This window comes from Myxococcaceae bacterium JPH2 (assembly GCA_016458225.1).
Lineage (GTDB): Bacteria > Myxococcota > Myxococcia > Myxococcales > Myxococcaceae > Citreicoccus.
In genome coordinates this window covers 280,345-296,867 of record JAEMGR010000005.1, presented here as the reverse complement: position 1 = coordinate 296,867, position 16,523 = coordinate 280,345, and the positions used below count along the sequence as shown (strand labels likewise).

Below are 16,523 nucleotides of genomic sequence, written 5' to 3'. Positions count from 1 at the left end.
CCATGCAGTCCGTTTCCCTTTCGGGAGAGCACCGAGACCCTGTCCAGTTGCGTCTGCGCTGGCGCGCGCTGCGAGACGAGCAGCCCCGCGTGCGCGTGCGCGACGCCGCCGAGCACCTGGGCGTCAGCGAGGCCGAGCTCATCGCCACCGGCATCGGCGAGGACGTCATCGTCCTCCAGCCGCGCCTGGATGTGATTCTGCCGCGCCTCGAGTCGCTGGGGCCCGTCATGGCGCTCACGCGCAATGAGCACGCCGTGCATGAGAAGCGCGGCGTCTACCGCAACGTGGAGCTGAGCGGCGCGCGCGCGCTGGTGTTGGACCCGGACATCGACCTGCGCCTGTTCCTGTCCCACTGGCGCTTCGCCTTCGCGGTGCGGGAGAGCGCCGCGGGCACGGTGAAGCGGAGCCTCCAGTTCTTCGACGCCGCCGGGACGGCCGTGCACAAGGTGCACCTCCAGGAGGGCAGCGACGTGGGCGCCTTCGAGTCGCTCGTGGCGGAGCTGGCCGCGGGCTCGGGCTACACGCTGCCGCCCGTGGAGCCTCGGAAGGTGGCTCCCGCGCCTCGGCCCGACGCGGAGGTGGACGCGGAGGGGATGCGCGCCGCGTGGCGAGCGCTCCAGGACACGCACGAGTTCTTCGGCATGCTCCAGCGTTTCAAGGCGGGCCGAGTGCAGGCACTGCGGCTGGCGGGGCCTGAGCTGGCGCAGCCCGTGAGCACGGAGGCGCTCGGCTGGACGCTGACGCGGGCCGCGGCGTCGGGGCAGTCCATCATGGTGTTCGTGGGCAACCCGGGCGCCATCCAGATTCACACGGGGCCGGTGAACACGGTGCGGCCGCTCGGGCCGTGGATGAACGTCATGGACCCGGGCTTCAACCTGCACGTGCGCGCGGACCACATCCACAGCGCCTGGGTGGTGCGCAAGCCCACGCGCGACGGCGTGGTGACGTCCGTGGAGTTGTTCGACGCCGACGGCGAGAACATCGCGCTGCTCTTCGGCGCGCGAAAGCCGGGCATCCCCGAGGATGCATCGTGGCGCGCGCTCGCGGAGGAGTTGGCGCGGACGCAGCCCGTCGCGGGAGGTGTGTCATGAGCCGCGCGACGGTGGGGCGCTGGCTGGCGCTGTGCCTCGTCGCGATGGCTCCGGTGGCGCTGGCCGCTGAGCCCGCCGAGCCTCGCTGGGTGTCGGTGGGTCCCGCCATCACGGAGACGGTCATCGCGTTGGGGCAAGGCGCGCGGCTCGTGGGTGTGGATGACATGAGCATGGCGGTGCCTGGGGTGGCGGGCGCGCGGCGCGTGGGCTATCAGCGCGCGCTGTCGGCCGAGGGGCTGCTGTCGCTGCGTCCGACTCGGGTGGTGGCCACCGAGGAGGCCGGTCCCCCCACGGTGCTGGAACAGTTGCGCGGAGCGGGCGTGGACGTGGTCATCGTGCCCAACACGCCCACCGTGGAGGCGACGCGTCGGCGCATCCGCGAGGTGGCTCGACTGCTGGGTCGCGTCGAGCAGGGCGAGGCGCTCGTCACCTCGATGAACCGTGAGCTGGAGCAGGCCGCGACTCGGAGCAAGAGTGCGGCTCGGCGTCCGCGCGTGTTGGCGCTCTATGCGCGCGGCGCTGGCAACTGGATGGTCGCGGGTGGTGGGACGGCGGCGGATCAGCTCATCCAACTGGCGGGCGGCGTGAACACCGTTGCCGCGTGGACGGGCACTCGGCCGCTGACACAAGAGGCGGTGGTCGAGGCCGCGCCTGACTTCATCCTGCTGCCCGAGGGTTCGCTGCCGCTCGCCGGAGGGGTCGAGGGGCTGGCGCGAGTGCCGGGCCTGTCGCTCGTGAAGGACTGGCGCGTGGTGACGGTGGAGGATGTTCACTTCATGGGGCTGGGGCCTCGCCTGGGCACGGCGGTGAACCAGTTGGGAGAGCGGCTGCAAGCCCCGGCTCCCGCGCGGCGCGCGCCATGAGCGTTCCGGACGTGGCGCCGGCCCCGTCCTGGGGGCACCGCGCGCGAGGCTCCCTCGGGCCCGGCCTCTCGTGGGCCGTGCTCGGGGGGCTGTTGGGCGGAGTGTTCCTCCTGGGCATCGCGGTGGGGGCGGTGCCCGTGCCGCCCGCGTCGCTGGTGGGCTCGGTGTTGGCGGCGCTGGGCGTGGACACGGCGCACCGCTTGGAGCCGGTGCAGGAGGCGGTGCTGCTCTCCATCCGGCTGCCCCGCGCGCTGCTGGGGATGTTGGTGGGCGCGGTCCTCGCGCTCAGCGGGGCCGCGCTCCAGGCGCTGTTCCGCAACCCGCTGGTCGACCCGGGGCTCCTGGGGACGACGGGGGGCGCGTCGGTGGGCGCGGTGACCGCCATCCTCCTGGACGCGGTCCTCGCCTCGCACCTGGGGCCGCTGCGCGCGTTGTCGGTCCCCGCGGCGGCCTTCCTGGGCGCGCTGATCGCCACCGTCCTCGCGTACCGCCTGGGCCTGCGGGGTGGGCGCACCGAGGGGCCGCGTGTGCTGCTCGCGGGCGTGGCCATCTCCGCGGGCGCCAGCGCGTGCGTGGGGTTGCTCATCTCCGTGGCCACGGACGCGCAGCTTCGCTCCATCACCTTCTGGAACCTGGGCAGTCTGGGCGGGGCGTCGTGGGAGGCGGTGCGCGTGGCGGTGATTCCCCTCGGGGCCGCGCTCGTCCTTCTCCTGAGCGAGGGCTCGCGCCTCAACCTGCTGATGCTGGGCGAGCGCGAGGCACGTCACCTGGGCGTGGATGTGGAGCGGCTTCAGCGCCGACTCATCCTCGCGGCCGCGCTGGGCGTGGGCGCGGCGGTGGCGTTCACGGGCACCATCGGCTTCGTGGGGCTCGTGGTGCCGTCGCTCTTGCGGCTCGTGCTGGGGCCGGACAATCGGCGACTGCTCGGAGCCTCGGCCTTGATGGGCGCCGCGCTGCTCGTGGGGGCGGACGTGGTGGCTCGCACGGTGGTGGCGCCGCTGGAGCTGCCCATTGGCGCGCTGACGTCGGCGCTGGGCGCTCCGGCCTTCATCGTGCTGCTCGCGCGGGGCGGAGGTCGCGCATGAGCCTCGTTGCTCGCGATGTGGAGGTCCGCCGAGGCGCCCGCGTCACCCTGCGCCACATGTCACTGGAGCTACATCCTGGCGAGCTCGTCGCCGTGGTGGGCCCCAATGGCGCGGGCAAGTCCACGCTGCTGTCGGTGCTGGCTGGAGAGCAGGCGACGTCCATGGGCGAGGTGCGGATGGAGGGCCGCCCCTTGTCGTCATGGCTCCCGCGCGAGCGCGCGCGAAGGCTGGCGGTGCTGCCCCAAGAGGCCTCGCTGGGCTTCGGCTTCCTGGCGCGCGAGGTGGTGCTGCTCGGCCGCAGTCCGCACCTCGGCGGCGGCACGGGCGAGGACGACACGCGCGTGGCGCTGGCGACGTTGGATGCGACGGGCACACGTCACCTCGCGGAGCGCTCGTACCTCACGCTGTCGGGAGGAGAGCGCCAGCGCGTGCAGTTGGCTCGCGTGCTGGCCCAGCTCTGGGACGCGCCCGCGCAAGGCCCGTGCTACCTGCTGCTCGACGAGCCGACGGCGAGCCTGGACCTGGCGCACCAGCACCTCGTGTTGGAAGAAGCGCTGCGCTTCGCTCAGTCGGGTGGGTCGGTGCTGGCCATCCTCCATGACTTGAACCTCGCCGCGCGTTACGCGCACCGGCTCGCGGTCCTGGCTGGGGGGCGGCTCGTCGCGCTGGGCACGCCGGCGGAGGTGCTCCAGCCCGCGCTCATCTCCGAGACCTTCGGCGTCCGGGTCGAGGTGCTCGAACGCCCTGGTGCTCCCGGGCCGCTCGTCGTGCCCGCTGCTGCCGCCGTCCGCCCTCGCTGACGGGGGCACCCGCTGTCTTCCCTGGGCCGCTCGGTCCTCCAAGGCGAGCGGCCCGGGGAGGACGCGGGATTGCCTGCACCCGAGGCGCGCGCGGGCTACAAAGGCGCATCGGCTCGCGAGGAGTGGCAGTGGAGAGCGTTGCGCTGGTGCTGGTCCTGTCGTCCGCGTTCTTCCATGCCGCGTGGAACGCGATGCTCAAGCGTCACCCGAATCCCGAGGTGGGCGTGGTGAGCGTCATCGCCGTGTCCCTCGTGGGCGGCGGCGTGTGGGCGCTCGGGCTTCACGGTCCCGCGTTCGCGTCCTCGCGCGGTGTGGCGTGGACGTTGGCCGCGGGCGTCTTCGAGACCGTCTATCTCGCGTCGCTTGCGCGGGCGCTGCGTCACGCGCCGCTGGGCATCGCGTACACGGTGTCGCGCGGTGGGGCCATGTTGTGGGTGTGGCCCGTGTCCGTGTTGTGGCTGGGGGAGACCGTCTCGGTGTGGACCGTGTCGGGCGCCGTCACCATCGGCCTGGGCCTGTTGCTCATGCAGCTCGCGCGGCCCACGGGCCCCGTGGCCACGGGCGTGGCGTGGGCGGCCGTGGCCGCGGTGTGCATCGCCAGCTATCACCTGTCCTACAAGCTGGCGCTGGGCGCGGGCACCCAACCTCCCGCCCTCTTCAGCCTCTCCATGTGCGTGGCGCTGCCCATGTTGGTGGGCGAGCGCGTTCACCGGCTGGGCTGGCGCGTCTTCCGTCAAGAAGCGCTGGCGAGCCCCGCGCGGGTGGTGGCCGCGGGCATCGTGTGCACGCTGTCCTTCGCCTTCATGCTGATTGCGCTCTCGCGCACGGGGGCGGGCGCGGTGATGACCCTGCGCAACACCTCCATCGCCTTCGCGCTGGGGCTCGCGGCGTTGCAGGGCGAGCGCCTCGGGCGCCGACAGCTCGCCGGCGCGGGGCTCGTCGCGGTGGGCACGGTGCTGCTCGGCTGGCCCGGGTGAGGCGAGGCCTCAGGGAGGCGTGGCCGCGCCCAGCTTCTTGAGGGCCAGCTTCGCGTCGGCGTGGTTCGCCTGGAGGAGCAGCGTGGTCTCGTACTCCTTGCGCGCCTCGTCCGTCTTGCCGGTGGCCTCCAGCAGCTGGCCCAGCGCGAAGTGCGCCTCGCCGAGTCCCGGGTCTACCTGCACGGCGCCTCGGAAGGACTTCTCCGCGTCCTTCGCCTTGCCTTGCCGGTACAGCGCGTGCCCCAGGTACAAGAGGCCCAGCGCGTTGCGAGGCTCCACCGCCAGCACGTCGCTCAGCACGCGCACGGCCTTCTGCTCATCTCCGCCGCGGAAGTAGAGGAAGCCCAGCTCCGCGCGCGCCTCCAACTGCGCGGGGTCCTTGGCCACCACGGCTTCCAGCTCGGGGACCGCGAGGTCGGGGCGCTGGCGCCGCGAGTGCAAGATGCCCAGCCGCGAGAGCGCCGCGGTGTCCGGCTCCTCGCCGTCCTTCACCTTCAGCAGCGTCTCGGCGGCGGCGTAGTCGCCCATGGCCAGGAGCAGATCCGCCAGCCCCAGCTTCGCCGCGCGGTGGTTCGGATCCTCGGCCAGCATCGCCTCGTAGAGAGGCCGTGCCTTGGCCGCCACGTGCTTGCGCGAGTACGCCTCGGCCAGCGCCAGCCGATTCTCCGGCGTGGGCGACAGCTTCACGCCCGCCTCGTACTGCGCGATGGCGCCGTCCAGGTCGCCCTTGGCCTTCAGCGCGTCGCCATAGGCCGAGTGCGCTCCGGCCTCGTTCGGGAAGGCGTCCACGGCGGTCTTGAGCGTGGCCACCGCGTCATCCACCTTGCCCAGCGACAAGTAGGAGCGCGCCAAGCCCTGGTACGCCTCGGGCGTCTTCTTCCCGTCCTCGGTGCTCTTCTCGATGGCCTTCTTGAAGGCCTCCACCGCCTGCGTCTTCTTTCCCTGCGCGAGGTAGAGCTGTCCGAGCTGCGTGTACGGCCCGCTGGAGCGCCGGGGCTCCAACAGCAGCGCCTTCTCGAAGGCCTTGGTCGCGCGCGCGTTCTCTCCGAGCTGGAAGTACGCGAGCCCCAGGTTGAAGTGCGCCTCGGCGTACTTCGGATCCAACGCGATGGCCCGCGAGAACGACTCAGTGGCCTTGCGGTGGTTGCCCTGCTCGTCCAGCACCACGCCCAGGTTGTTGTGGGCGCGCGCGTGCTTGGGGTCCGCCGCGAGGGCGGCCTGGTACTCGGCCACCGCGCCCGCGAGGTCGTTGTCCCGCATGAGCAGCGTGCCCAGGTTGTAGTGGGCCTCGGCGTCCGTGGCCTTCTGGCGCAGGGCCTCGCGCAGCATCTCCTTGGCCTCGCCCGTCAGGCCCTTGTCGGCCAGGGCCTTGCCCAGGTTGATGCGCGCCACGTTGAGCGCGCCATCCAGCTTGAGCGCCTCGCGGTACGCCTCGATGGCGTCGTCGGTGCGGCCCGCGCTCTCCAGGGCCTCGCCCAGGTTGAAGCGCAGCTCGGCGTCCTTGGGGGACAGCTCGGTGGCCACCGCGTACTGCGCGATGGCCACGTCCTTCTCGTCCAGCAGTCGGGCCAACAGGCCGCGCTCGGCGCGCAGCGTGGCTTCCTCGGGGAAGCTCGCGATGGCCGAGTCCAGCACCGCGCGAGACTTCTCCGCATCACCCGACAGCCGCAGCGCCCGCGCCAATGCCACGCGCGCGGGGATGCCGTCCGGCGTCAGTCCCACCAACTTGGTGAAGGGCGCCACCGCGCGGCGCGGCTGATTCTGCGCCAGGAACGCCGTGCCCAGCTTGTAGAGCGCGTCCGGGTCATCCGGCAGCTTGTCCGGACGGGCGGCCTCCGCCGCGGGACGTTCCGGCGGAGAGGCCTCGGGGGCAGGGGCCTGGGCGGTGAGCAGCTGGAGGACTAGGACGCCGGCTCTCGTCATCACAGGTTCTCCACGTAGGGACTTGCTCGTGCGTCGAAGGTCTTCTTCGCCAGTGCGGCCTTCTTCGTCTCCCACGCCCCCCGCGCCGTCTGCTCTTCCTTGGTGTCCTCGGCGAGGTCGGCGCGCTCGGCCTTCACGCCCGCATCGCACTCGGACACCTGCTGCTCGAACTCCTTTGGATCCAACTTCTCGCTGCCCGGCACCTTCGCCTTGCGCGCGGCGGTGAGGCGCGCCAGCTCGAACTTCGCGAAGGCGCACTGCCGCGCCAGCTTCTCCACGTCGCGCAGGCCCACGTTGAGGCGCTGGTGCGCGCGCAGGAACGTCACGCGAGCCTCGGCCTCTTCAATGGCGAGCTTCGCCACCTCGCGGGACACCTCGTCGGTGGCGCGGTCCACCTCGTCCTCGGCGGCGGCCTGCCGGGACTTGGCGCGGCGGATGTTGTCCCGCGCGCGGTTGATTTCGTTGTCCGCCTCGTCCACGCGGTCGATGGCCAGGGCCAGGTCGTTCTCCGCCTCCAGCAGCTCGATGCGGGACTCGTACGGGAGCTTCTTCACCAGCCCGTCTGGCACGCGCATGCCGTAGCGGGGGCCGCATGCGACGGCCAGGAGGGACAGGGCGATCAGGAAGGAGGACTTCATGGAACGGTCGCCTCGAAGCGGCCGAAGATGGTGCGGCCGGAGTAGACGTCGGTGCCGTTGACGAAGGTGACGTTGAACTCGCCGGACACGCGACTGCCCGGCTGGGGAATGGTGCGCACGAAGAGGTTGCCGCGCGCGAGCTTGGGGAAGTCGCGCACCGGCTCGTCCAGCACGCTGCGGCCCACCGTGCCTCGCTGGGCGCCGTTGTCGAGCACCTGCGCGAGGTCGATGTCGAGCGAGTCGGTGTAGCCCTCGGGGAGCATGTCGTCCACGCGGGCGCTCACCTTGAGCACGGTGTTGGAGCCCGCGCCCTGGTCCTGGAGGAAGCTGATGGACAGCTCGCCCTCGCCCACCCGCGCCTCGCTGCGCTGGTAGCGCAGGTCGAGCAGCGGGGTGACGCTCCCCTCCAGGGCGCCGCCTTCCTTGTCACCGCAGGCGGTGAGGCCCAGGAGCGCGCCCAGGGCCACCGCGATGTGAGAGGGGCTCACTTGCACGCCTTCCACCCCGCGTCCACGTCCGGGCCGTTGAGGTTGGCCACGTCCTTGAGGACGGCCAGCTCGCGGCGCGCGCCGTCCGTGTCGCCGAAGCGGCAGCGCAGGGCGGCCAGGTTGATGCGGGCCTTGTCGTAGGTGGGGTCCGCCTCCAGCGCCTTGGCGTACGCGGCGCGAGCGCCCATGGCGTCGCCGGTGTTGAGCAGCGCCCAGCCCAGCGCGCTGTGCGCCGAGGCCCGCGTGTCCTGCAGCTCCGTGACGCGACCGAAGGTGAGCTGGGCCATGCCGTACTGACGCGCGTCCAGGTAGCCCATGCCCAGGGCCTCCAGCGCCTCGGCGGACAGCACCTTCTCCGCCTTCTTGCGCAGGTCTTCCAGGACCGCGGGCTGCGTGGGCGTGCCCGGCTGCGGCAGCGGCAGCGAGGCCACGTCCGTGTGGTTGCGGCAGCCCAGCACGGCGGTGCTGTACACCTCGAGCGACTCCGCGCGAGACAGACACGCCTTGAACGCCTCCTCGGAGCGCGTCTTCAGCGGGCCCACCTGCTGCTTCACCGCATCCTGGAACTGCCGGGACTCGGCGGCGGACAGGCCCGCGGGCACCGGCGTCTGCTCGACGACGTCCGCGATGTGTCCGTACGCCAGCGCCAGCTTCCACAGCGAGGCCACCGCCCACTCGGGGTACCCGAGCGACGCGGCCTGCGTGTACACGCCCTCCATGGACTGGAGCGCGGCGACCTTCTCCTCGACCTTGTCCGCCGGCAGGTCCTTGAACTGGCGGTAGAGGATTTCGCCGAGGAACCACAGGCCCTTGGCGGCCTCTTCCGTCTGTCCGTTGGGGCCCTGCACCGCGGTGGTGAGGGTGGAGATGAGCGCGTCCGGAGCCGCGTTCGCCGCCGTGGTGGCCTGCACCTCGGCGAGCACCGCCGCGGCCGCCACGTTGCCCTTGTCGAGCTTCAGCGCGGCCTCGGCCGCCGTCTTCGCGCGGCCCATGTCCTTCTGCTTCAGGCGCGTGTCGGCCAACAGCGCCAGCACCTCGCCCTTGCGCGCGCCGGCCACCTCGGCCGCCATCTCCAGGTTGCGAGCGGCGTCCTTGTAGTCACCCAGCCCCATGCGCAGGCGCGCGGCGGCCAGCCAGCCATCCACCGCCGCGAAGTCCGCGCCGAGCTTCTGGCCCACCTGCTCGAACCAGCCCGCTGCTTCCGGGAAGGCCGCGGCCTCGGCGGCGTGGCGGCCCAGCGTGAGCAGCACGTCCGAGAGGTACTGGCTCTTGGGGTAGTCCTGCACCAGCTTCGCGCCCAGCTCGCGCTCGCGCGACATGTCCCGCTTCTCGCGCGCCGCGGTGAACGCGCCGTAGAGCGCCTTCTCGCCGATGTCCGAGTTCTTGTTCTCGTCGGCCACCTTGACGAGTCCCTCGACCACGTCGCCCGTCTCCTGGGCGCTCTGCAGGGCCAGCTCGTCCAGCGCCTCGGCCTTGCTCTGGTTGAGGATCTTCTGCACCTCGCCGCGGAAGTTGGAGGGCAGGGCGGACGCGAGGAACTTGCGGCCCGTCTCGTCCAGCTTCTTGAAGTCGTTCACCTGCCTGAGGCTGTCCAGGGCCAGGTTTCCGGCCACCGGCGCGTCCTTGTAGGCCGGGTGCGCCAGCGCGAACGCGGTGAACAGCTCGGCCGCCTTCGGGTACTCGCCGTCCTCGTAGTAGGCGCGCGCGATGTTGAACTTCACGTCCAACACGTTGGCGCTCTGCGGGTAGCGCGCCACGTAGTCGGCGCCCAGGAGCTTCAGGGCCTGCCGCGCGTCCGCCACCTCGAAGGCGCTGCGCTTGAGCGCCTCCTCGGGCTTGAGCGTGGAGAAGTGGGCGAGCAGCGCGCCGTACAGGGCCGCCTCCACCGCCTTGCCGTCCTTGGCCTTCTCCTCGTAGCGGGCCAGCTCCTCGAACTGGCGGGCCGCCTCGGGGAACTCCTTGGCCGCGAAGAGCGCGTCCGCGCGGTTCTTCATGATGGGCCGCACGTACTGGTCCGGCCGGAACAGGCCCAGGTACTCGCGGTAGGCGGCGGCGGCCTTCAGGTACAGGTCCTTCTCGTCCTTCTTCTGCGCGGCCAGGTGCACCTGGGTGGCGAGGTCGCGGCCCATCTCCTCCAGCTCGGCGAGCTGCTTCTTGCGCTCGCCCTCGGCCAGCTCGGGGTCCGTCTTGCTCTGCACCGCGGCGCGCACGAGGAAGCGGATGTCCTCGGGGTCGGGCAGCACCTTGCCCTTGGCGGCCTTGAGCGAGTCATACAGCTTCTGGCTGCGCTCCAGGTCCAGCTCGGGGTCCGGTTGGATCTCCATCAGCTTGCGCAGCGCGGGGATGGCCCACTCGTACTGCTGCTTGATGAAGTAGCGGTTGCTCAGCTTGTCGAGCGCGAGCGAGTACGTGGCGCGGCTCTCGCTGAGCTTCTCGAAGTAGTTGAGCGCGCCCTTGGGCGGACGGGCCTCGGTGTAGCTGTACACGAGGTCCAGCAGCGCCTCGCGCTTCACGTTGAGGGCCTTCTTCACGTCCACGCCGGGCAAGGGAGCGCTGGCGGCGGCGGCCTCGAAGAACGTCACGGCCTCGGCGTGCTTGGCCTGGTTCACGCGGATCCAGCCCATCTTGTAGCGGGCCAGGTCGTGCACCGGCGAGGGCGGCGCCTCCAGGATGGCCTGGTAGTGCTTCTCCGCCTCGACGAGGTCCGCCTTGTCGAAGAAGTGGTCGCCGAGGATCTGCTCGGCCTCCAGGCGCAGCGGGCTGTTGGGGAACTTGTGCGTCAGGTCCCCGAGCGTCTTGAGCATCTCGTCGAACTGACCGAGCTCACGCTGCTCGTGCGCCAGGTAGAACGTCACCTGGTCGCCGTCCTTGAAGTCCGGGTACTCGCGCAGCAGGCGGTAGTAGAGCTGCACCGCCTTCTGCTTGAGCAGGCGCGTCTCCGGGGAGACGAGCGCGCCGCTGGCTCCCTCGGGCCGGGACTCGGCCTGGAGGTAATAGACGTAGCGGCTCTTCTCCACGTACAGCTCGGCCAGACGGAACTGCAGGTCCGGCAGGTACGGCGCGTTGCGGCTCTTGGAGATGAGCTTCTCCGTCTCGCCGAGCGCGCGGTCCACCTTGAAGATGTCGCGCTTGAGCTTGGAGATGAGCTCCTCGCGCTCCTTCGCCTTGGAGACGATGGGGTTGAGGTTGGGGCCGGGGCGGGTGACGCCGCTGGGGGGCGTGGCGGTCAGCAGCGCGGCGGCGATGAGGCCGGTGAGCGTGCCGGTCATGGGTTTTCCTCGATGCAGCGGCTCTCGATGCGGACCCGGTACGACTTGAGCTCGTCGTTCCAGTACTCCCCGTCGAAGTGGAAGGCCACCTGGGCGGGTGACAGGAGTTCTTCGTCTTGTGGCGACACGACCTTCGCGCCTTTCTTCACGCGCTCGTACAGCTTGAGGCCCACCTCGTACTCCATGAGGCGCACCTGCTCGGACGCGCGCAGCAGCGTGTCCGCTTCCTGGCGCACGGCCTCGGCCAGTCGCGCTTCGTACACGCGCACGCCCTCGGCGTGGGCCAGGTCATACAGCTTGGTGAGGTGCGCGAAGAGGCGGTCGCCGAAGCTGCCGGCGTAGCGGCCCAGTCGCTCACCCTCCAGGTCCAACACCTCCACGAAGCGCGCGGCGCGGCGCGTGCCACCGTGGGCATTGGCGGCCCGGCGCAGGCGCACGTCCTGCGTCAGGTCGTCGCGTCCGCGCACGGACTCCAGCGAGTCCGCGTAGCGCCGCGTCAGCTCCTTGGCGGCGCGCTTGGCGGGCAGGTACTGGCACAGGTCGCGGAAGATGAGCGCGCGCAGGAGGTACTTGTCCGGGAGGAACTCGTCGCGGAAGGACGGCGCATCCAGGGTGGTGAGGATGCCCAGCGCGGCGCGGATCTCACCCAGCTTGTAGCGGGTCCACGCCTCTTCCAGGTAGAGGCTGGCGCGGCCAGGGTCCAACTCCGGCAGCTTCACCTTGCCGTAGGCCTCGAGCGCGCCGGGGTAGTCCTTGCGCTCGTAGCGCAGGCGCGCCACGGCGAGCGCCGCTTCGTTGCGCGCGTCGCGGGTGAGCTTGTCGTCCTCGGACAGGCCGAGGAAGTCCTTCACCATCTCGTCCGAGGGGTCCTTCACCTGGCGCAGCCGCGTGACGAGCAGCGCGAACTTGGCGCGGCTGGCCTCGGAGGAGGTTTCTGGCAGCTTGGAGAAGTGCGTGTTGGCCCATCGCTCGTTGCCCACGCGCAGGTCCACCATGCCCTGCTGATAGTGGGCATAGGCGCCCGTCTCGTCCGGGAGGAAGCCCAGGTCGAGCGCGCCGAAGACCTGCTCGTCGATCATCACCTCGTCGTGCGGCCGGTCGGTGAGGTCCTTGAGCACGTCGAGCGCGCGCGGCAGCACGTTGGGGTTGGTGCGCTCCCGCGCGATGCGCGCCAGATAGGACGCGCCCGCGTGGGTGAGGCCCAGGTCGATGAGGCTGCGCGCGAGGAAGTACTGACCCCAGGCGTAGTTCTCGTCCGTGCGGGGCGTGGCCTGGAGCCACGCATACAGCGGGCCCGCGGCGGCGCGCGGCTTGCCGGCGAAGTAGTCCTGAAGCGCCTGGTCGAAGACGCCGGCCTCCACCTTCTTGGGCGGAGGGGGAGGCGCTTCGGCGGCGGTCGAGGGGGTGCCACCATCGGCGGGCGGGGGCGTGCCGGCGTCCGCCGGTGACGCGTTGGCGCGCGTGGTGGTGCCCGTGGGGGGCGGGGGCATGGCCAGCCCACCGTCTGGGACGGCGGCGGAGGCGGCCGGTGGGAACACGAGCAGCGCGGCGCTCGCAAGCGCGGCGGCGATGAGAGGGCGGGGTGTCATTCCGTGGCGCCGAAGTTGAACGCGGTGCCCAGCTGAACAGTGGGGACGTTGATGATGCGGGAGGTGCCCGCGAACACGACGTTGTTCGTCACGTCGAGTCGGAACGAGACCGTCTTCCCGGAGAACATGCGCAGGCCCACGCCCAGGTTGATGGCGGGGCGGAAGCCGTCGGAGCGGTGCACCTTCACCACGGTGCCGCCGCCCAGGAGGAACGCCTCGAAGTGCACCACGCTGCTGTTGAGGATGGACGTCTTGCCGTACAGCGGGCTCCACACGAGGTCCGAGCCCACCATCCACTGCACCTGGTCCTCGAACGCGGTGGCGGTGGGCGCCACGTCGAAGTCGCGCTCGAGCTGACGGCGCAGGCCCGTCTGCACGTTGTAGCTGTACATGCCCCGGCCCACCTGCCACGCGAACGTGTCGCTGAAGTGGTACGTGTAGCCGAGCGCGCCGACGAAGCCCTTGTAGAAGGCGTCAGCGGGCAGCACGCCCACGCCGAGCGTCAGCTCGTGGTGCATGCGGTAGAGCCGGTCCTGCACCGCGGAGACGGTGCCGGGATTCTCGAGCGCCTCGGCCTGCGCGCGCGCGAAGCCGGGCACCAGGCACAGGAGGATGAGCAGAACGGATCGCACGGTGGGGTGTTTCCTGGCGGGTGGCGGGCCGTGGCGAGGGGAGGGGGACCCCGCGTCAGTAGCCAACCGAGTTGAAGAGGAAGGGATACGTGATGATGACAATGCCGCCCTTGGGGGCGGGGAAGGTCCACGTCTTCAAGCTGCTGAGGATGCAGGCCTCGACGGAGGCATTGCGGAGGGTGGAGGACTTGGTCTTCGCGGACGTCACGCTGCCGTTGAGGCCAATGCTCCACTCCAGGACGACCTTGCCGGCGAGTCCGGGGTCCTTGAGCAGCGCGCGCTCGTAGCAGGAGTGCACGTCCTGCAAGTGGCTGTTGATGACCTTGGCCACGGCCTCGCGATCCACGGTGCCCTGGGCGGACGAGATGCTGCGCGCGGTGGCGCGCGTGACGGTGCCGCCGACCGCGCCCTTGCCCACGCTGCCCGCGCCGAGCGCGCCGATTCCGCCGCCGCCCTTGCCGCGCAGCAGCTCCGCGCCGAGCGTGGCGCCGCCGCCCTTGCCTCCACCGCCGAGCCCGAAGATGCCGGTGCCCGCGTTGGCGATGGGCGCCTTCCCGATGAGTCCGGACAGCTTGTAGTTGGAGGTCTTGACGTTCTTGCTGCCGGGGCCGCTGCCCAGCTTGTCGACCGCGGCGAGCAGGTCATTGGCCGGAGGGCCCGCGGCGGACAGCTTCGCGAGCGCCTTGAGGGCCTTGTTCTCCACTTGAGGGGGAGGCTTCACCGGCGGAGCCACTTCCTTCACCGGCTTGGGCGGAGCCTTCTCGACGACCTTCTCCTTGACGGGCTCGGCCTTCTTCTTGATGGCCTCCAGCTTCTTCTTCGCCTCTTCCTTCTTCTTGGGCTCCGGCGCGATGAGGCGCAGCGCCACGGGCGGCAGGTTCTTCTGCGTGAAGTCCGCGGTGTCCGAGCGCTTGGGGCGCGTGACGATGAACGAGCCGAGCCCACCGCCGAAGATGGCGAGGAGCGCGAGCGTCAGCCACGGCAGGCCCTTGAGCGGATTGACGAAGACGCGCTCGGGCACGAGGGCGGAGTAGGCCACCAGCGACATCTGGCCCTGGGTGAGCCGCGCGGCGGCGCCCTGGCGCAAGGTGATGAAGCGACGGCTGCCATCGGACTCGAGCGCCGCGGTGGTGACGGGCGCGAAGCGACCATCCGAGCCGGACTTCTCGATGTCCGTGCCGGGCGGGACGTAGAGGCGGAAGGCGCCGTTGCGCGACTCGGCGAGGACGAAGGCCGCGTCCTGCTGGGGCAAGGTGAAGCCCCACAGCGGCATGGGCGCGGTCTCGTCCTGCGAGGCCAGCACGGGCTTCTTCGCGTCGGGAGCGAAGCGGCGCGCGTCGCGGCGCACGGCGCCCCAGTACAGCTCCAGGTAGAGCTGCGCTGCGCCCTTGCCGCCCTCGATGCGCGGCGCATGCGTGGGCCGAGCAGGGAGCGCGGTCTCGCGCAGCAGCGGCCCGTCATCCTGCGCCACGGGCATGGGCGGCATGTCCGCCAGGAGATCATCCGCGAGGAGCAGCCCGGACTCCGTGGGCTCGGGCTCCGGCGAGGAGCGACGGCGCACGGACGGCACGGTGTTGGGGGGCACCGGCGCGATGGGCTGCGGCTGTGGCGCGTGCATCGCCTGCTGCTGCGTGTGCATCGCCTGCTGTGCGTGCATCGCTTGCTGCTGCACTTGTTGCGCGTGCATCGCCTGCTGCTGCACCTGCTGCGCATGCATCGCCTGCTGCTGCACCTGCTGCGCATGCATCGCCTGCTGCTGTGCATGCGCTTGCTGCTGTGCGTGCATCGGCTGTTGCGGATGCGCGTGCGTGGGCTGCGGCGTGGGAATCGGCTGCGGCGCGGCGCGCACGGGCGCCATGGCGGGCGGTGCCGGAGGCGGCGCGGCGACGGGGGCCTGGGGCGCCTCGGCGGGCGGGCGGACGGAAAGCGGAACGCGCGCGGCGGGGACGGTGGCCGCCAGTGGCTGAGACGCCGAAGGCACCGGGCTCGGCGTGGGGCGAAGCTGCCGCGCGGCCGCGGGCGGCTGCGGCGCGCCGGGCGCGGGTGCAGGGCTGCCCAACAGCGCGGCGACCTCGGGCGGCGGTTGAGGCTTGGCCTCGGGCGGGCGCTGCGCGAGCACGCGTGTTTTCAGGACGAAGGGTCCGCACAGCACTTCGTCCACGGAGCGGATCTCACACGCGGACACGCGGTGGCCGTTGACGAAGACGCCCGTGGCGGAGCCCGCGTCCTGGATGGCGGTGCGCCCGTTCTGGAAATAGAGCACTGCGTGGCGCGGCCCCACGGTGGGGTCGTCCAATCGCAAATCAGACGACGGGTCGGAGCCCAGCGCGTACGTGCCAGGGATGAACACCTCCGTGCCCACGAGGAGGCCGTCGCGGAGGATAACGACTTGCAGGACAGTGGGCTGACCGCTCAACGGTGACGCTCCCTTCGAGGGCTGGTGGGCGCCGCCGCCCTACTGGTCGTACACCGTGGCGAGCGTCTCCGAGCGGAAGCTCTCGCGCTCGCGGATCATCGACCGGGTCTTCAGCTCCTTGCGGTCATACAGATACACGGCACCGGACTTGTTTGTCTGGCCTTGGATGAGCCGGTCATCGAAGTCGATGCGTGCCGGTCCGCGCTGTGGCGGAGCGGCCGAGGCGGTGGCCGCGTCACCCGTCACTGGGTCATTCACAGCGGAGCCCGCGCGCGGCTCGATGCGCGGCGGCGTCTTGTTGCCCCCCTTCTTGGGTGCCTTGCCAGACACGGGCTTGGCGGCCTTCGCGGTTCGAGGTGAGCGAGTCCGCCCCTGAGCCCAAGATTCGCTGGCGGTGGGGAGCGGTCCGAAGCCGAGCGCAACGGCGACGGCGGAGAAGAGAAGGAAGCGTCGCATCATCGGCAGGTTAAGCGATGCGCGCCCCAAGCTGTCAACGCACAGTCCCGTGCCGCGTGACGTGTGCGTGGGATCAAGTGTGGGGGGCACTCCACCCCAGTGTGGCGGACGCTCCACGCTGAGCGGCCAGGATTGCCAGCCGACTGGAAAGGTGGCGTGAGAATCCTCATGCGCCGCTTGCAATTCATGTGAGCAGATGCAACCGAAGTCATCGCGGCATCGTGAGGGATGGTGGATGCTGTCGCGCGGAGGCTCCGAGTCATCGTGATGGGTGGTTTTCGCAATGGAGTGGTGCT

At 71.0% G+C, this 16,523-nt stretch carries 13 protein-coding genes; 5 read left to right on the top strand and 8 right to left on the bottom strand.

Annotated features, from left to right (window positions below; genetic code table 11):
- Window positions 1-2: 2 nt before the first annotated feature.
- The 5 genes from JGU66_10105 (at window position 3) to JGU66_10085 (ending at window position 4,816) form a co-directional block, all read left to right on the top strand.
- Window positions 3-1,091: a hemin-degrading factor gene (locus JGU66_10105; protein MBJ6761115.1), complete on the top strand. Its 1,089-nt coding sequence runs from the start codon at window positions 3-5 to the stop codon at window positions 1,089-1,091.
- Window positions 1,088-1,954, top strand: coding sequence for an ABC transporter substrate-binding protein (locus JGU66_10100; GenBank protein ID MBJ6761114.1), 867 nt, complete (start codon window positions 1,088-1,090; stop codon window positions 1,952-1,954). Before JGU66_10105 ends, JGU66_10100 begins: the two co-directional genes overlap by 4 nt.
- Window positions 1,951-3,039, top strand: a complete 1,089-nt coding sequence (locus JGU66_10095; GenBank protein MBJ6761113.1) for an iron ABC transporter permease — start codon at window positions 1,951-1,953, stop codon at window positions 3,037-3,039. The genes JGU66_10100 and JGU66_10095 overlap by 4 nt, the downstream gene beginning before the upstream one ends.
- Window positions 3,036-3,839 (top strand): heme ABC transporter ATP-binding protein, encoded by an 804-nt coding sequence (locus tag JGU66_10090; GenBank protein MBJ6761112.1) that lies wholly within the window; start codon window positions 3,036-3,038, stop codon window positions 3,837-3,839. Before JGU66_10095 ends, JGU66_10090 begins: the two co-directional genes overlap by 4 nt.
- A gap of 191 nt (window positions 3,840-4,030) precedes the next feature.
- Window positions 4,031-4,816, top strand: a complete 786-nt coding sequence (locus JGU66_10085) for an EamA family transporter (protein MBJ6761111.1) — start codon at window positions 4,031-4,033, stop codon at window positions 4,814-4,816.
- A 9-nt stretch (window positions 4,817-4,825) separates the two neighbouring features.
- On the opposite strand, the gene JGU66_10080 is transcribed toward JGU66_10085, so the two are convergent.
- Genes JGU66_10080 through JGU66_10045 form a run of 8 tightly spaced genes read right to left on the bottom strand, consistent with a single transcriptional unit; the run spans window position 4,826 to window position 16,272 of the window.
- Window positions 4,826-6,739: a tetratricopeptide repeat protein gene (locus JGU66_10080; protein ID MBJ6761110.1), complete on the bottom strand. Its 1,914-nt coding sequence runs from the start codon at window positions 6,737-6,739 to the stop codon at window positions 4,826-4,828.
- Window positions 6,739-7,377 carry a hypothetical protein gene (locus JGU66_10075; GenBank protein MBJ6761109.1) on the bottom strand — a complete coding sequence of 213 codons (639 nt, stop codon included), beginning with the start codon at window positions 7,375-7,377 and terminating at the stop codon, window positions 6,739-6,741. The genes JGU66_10080 and JGU66_10075 overlap by 1 nt, the downstream gene beginning before the upstream one ends.
- Entirely contained in the window at window positions 7,374-7,880 is a 507-nt protein-coding gene (locus tag JGU66_10070; GenBank protein MBJ6761108.1) for a hypothetical protein, read from the bottom strand. The genes JGU66_10075 and JGU66_10070 overlap by 4 nt, the downstream gene beginning before the upstream one ends.
- A complete protein-coding gene (locus tag JGU66_10065; protein ID MBJ6761107.1) occupies window positions 7,862-11,134 on the bottom strand; it encodes a tetratricopeptide repeat protein in 3,273 nt (1,090 codons plus the stop codon). Before JGU66_10065 ends, JGU66_10070 begins: the two co-directional genes overlap by 19 nt.
- A complete protein-coding gene (locus JGU66_10060) occupies window positions 11,131-12,723 on the bottom strand; it encodes a hypothetical protein (protein MBJ6761106.1) in 1,593 nt (530 codons plus the stop codon). The genes JGU66_10065 and JGU66_10060 overlap by 4 nt, the downstream gene beginning before the upstream one ends.
- Entirely contained in the window at window positions 12,720-13,355 is a 636-nt protein-coding gene (locus tag JGU66_10055) for an outer membrane beta-barrel domain-containing protein (protein ID MBJ6761105.1), read from the bottom strand. The genes JGU66_10060 and JGU66_10055 overlap by 4 nt, the downstream gene beginning before the upstream one ends.
- Before the next feature lie 55 nt (window positions 13,356-13,410).
- Entirely contained in the window at window positions 13,411-15,771 is a 2,361-nt protein-coding gene (locus JGU66_10050; GenBank protein MBJ6761104.1) for an AgmX/PglI C-terminal domain-containing protein, read from the bottom strand.
- Window positions 15,772-15,810: 39 nt separating this feature from the next.
- Window positions 15,811-16,272 (bottom strand): hypothetical protein, encoded by a 462-nt coding sequence (locus JGU66_10045; GenBank protein MBJ6761103.1) that lies wholly within the window; start codon window positions 16,270-16,272, stop codon window positions 15,811-15,813.
- Window positions 16,273-16,523 lie beyond the last annotated feature (251 nt).

Coding starts and splice junctions, on each gene's coding strand:
- JGU66_10105 (MBJ6761115.1), top strand. CDS start 3: ATGCAGTCCGTTTCCCTTTCGGGAGAGCACCGAGACCCTGTCCAGTTG.
- JGU66_10100 (MBJ6761114.1), top strand. CDS start 1,088: ATGAGCCGCGCGACGGTGGGGCGCTGGCTGGCGCTGTGCCTCGTCGCG.
- JGU66_10095 (MBJ6761113.1), top strand. CDS start 1,951: ATGAGCGTTCCGGACGTGGCGCCGGCCCCGTCCTGGGGGCACCGCGCG.
- JGU66_10090 (MBJ6761112.1), top strand. CDS start 3,036: ATGAGCCTCGTTGCTCGCGATGTGGAGGTCCGCCGAGGCGCCCGCGTC.
- JGU66_10085 (MBJ6761111.1), top strand. CDS start 4,031: ATGCTCAAGCGTCACCCGAATCCCGAGGTGGGCGTGGTGAGCGTCATC.
- JGU66_10080 (MBJ6761110.1), bottom strand. CDS start 6,739: ATGACGAGAGCCGGCGTCCTAGTCCTCCAGCTGCTCACCGCCCAGGCC.
- JGU66_10075 (MBJ6761109.1), bottom strand. CDS start 7,377: ATGAAGTCCTCCTTCCTGATCGCCCTGTCCCTCCTGGCCGTCGCATGC.
- JGU66_10065 (MBJ6761107.1), bottom strand. CDS start 11,134: ATGACCGGCACGCTCACCGGCCTCATCGCCGCCGCGCTGCTGACCGCC.
- JGU66_10060 (MBJ6761106.1), bottom strand. CDS start 12,723: ATGACACCCCGCCCTCTCATCGCCGCCGCGCTTGCGAGCGCCGCGCTG.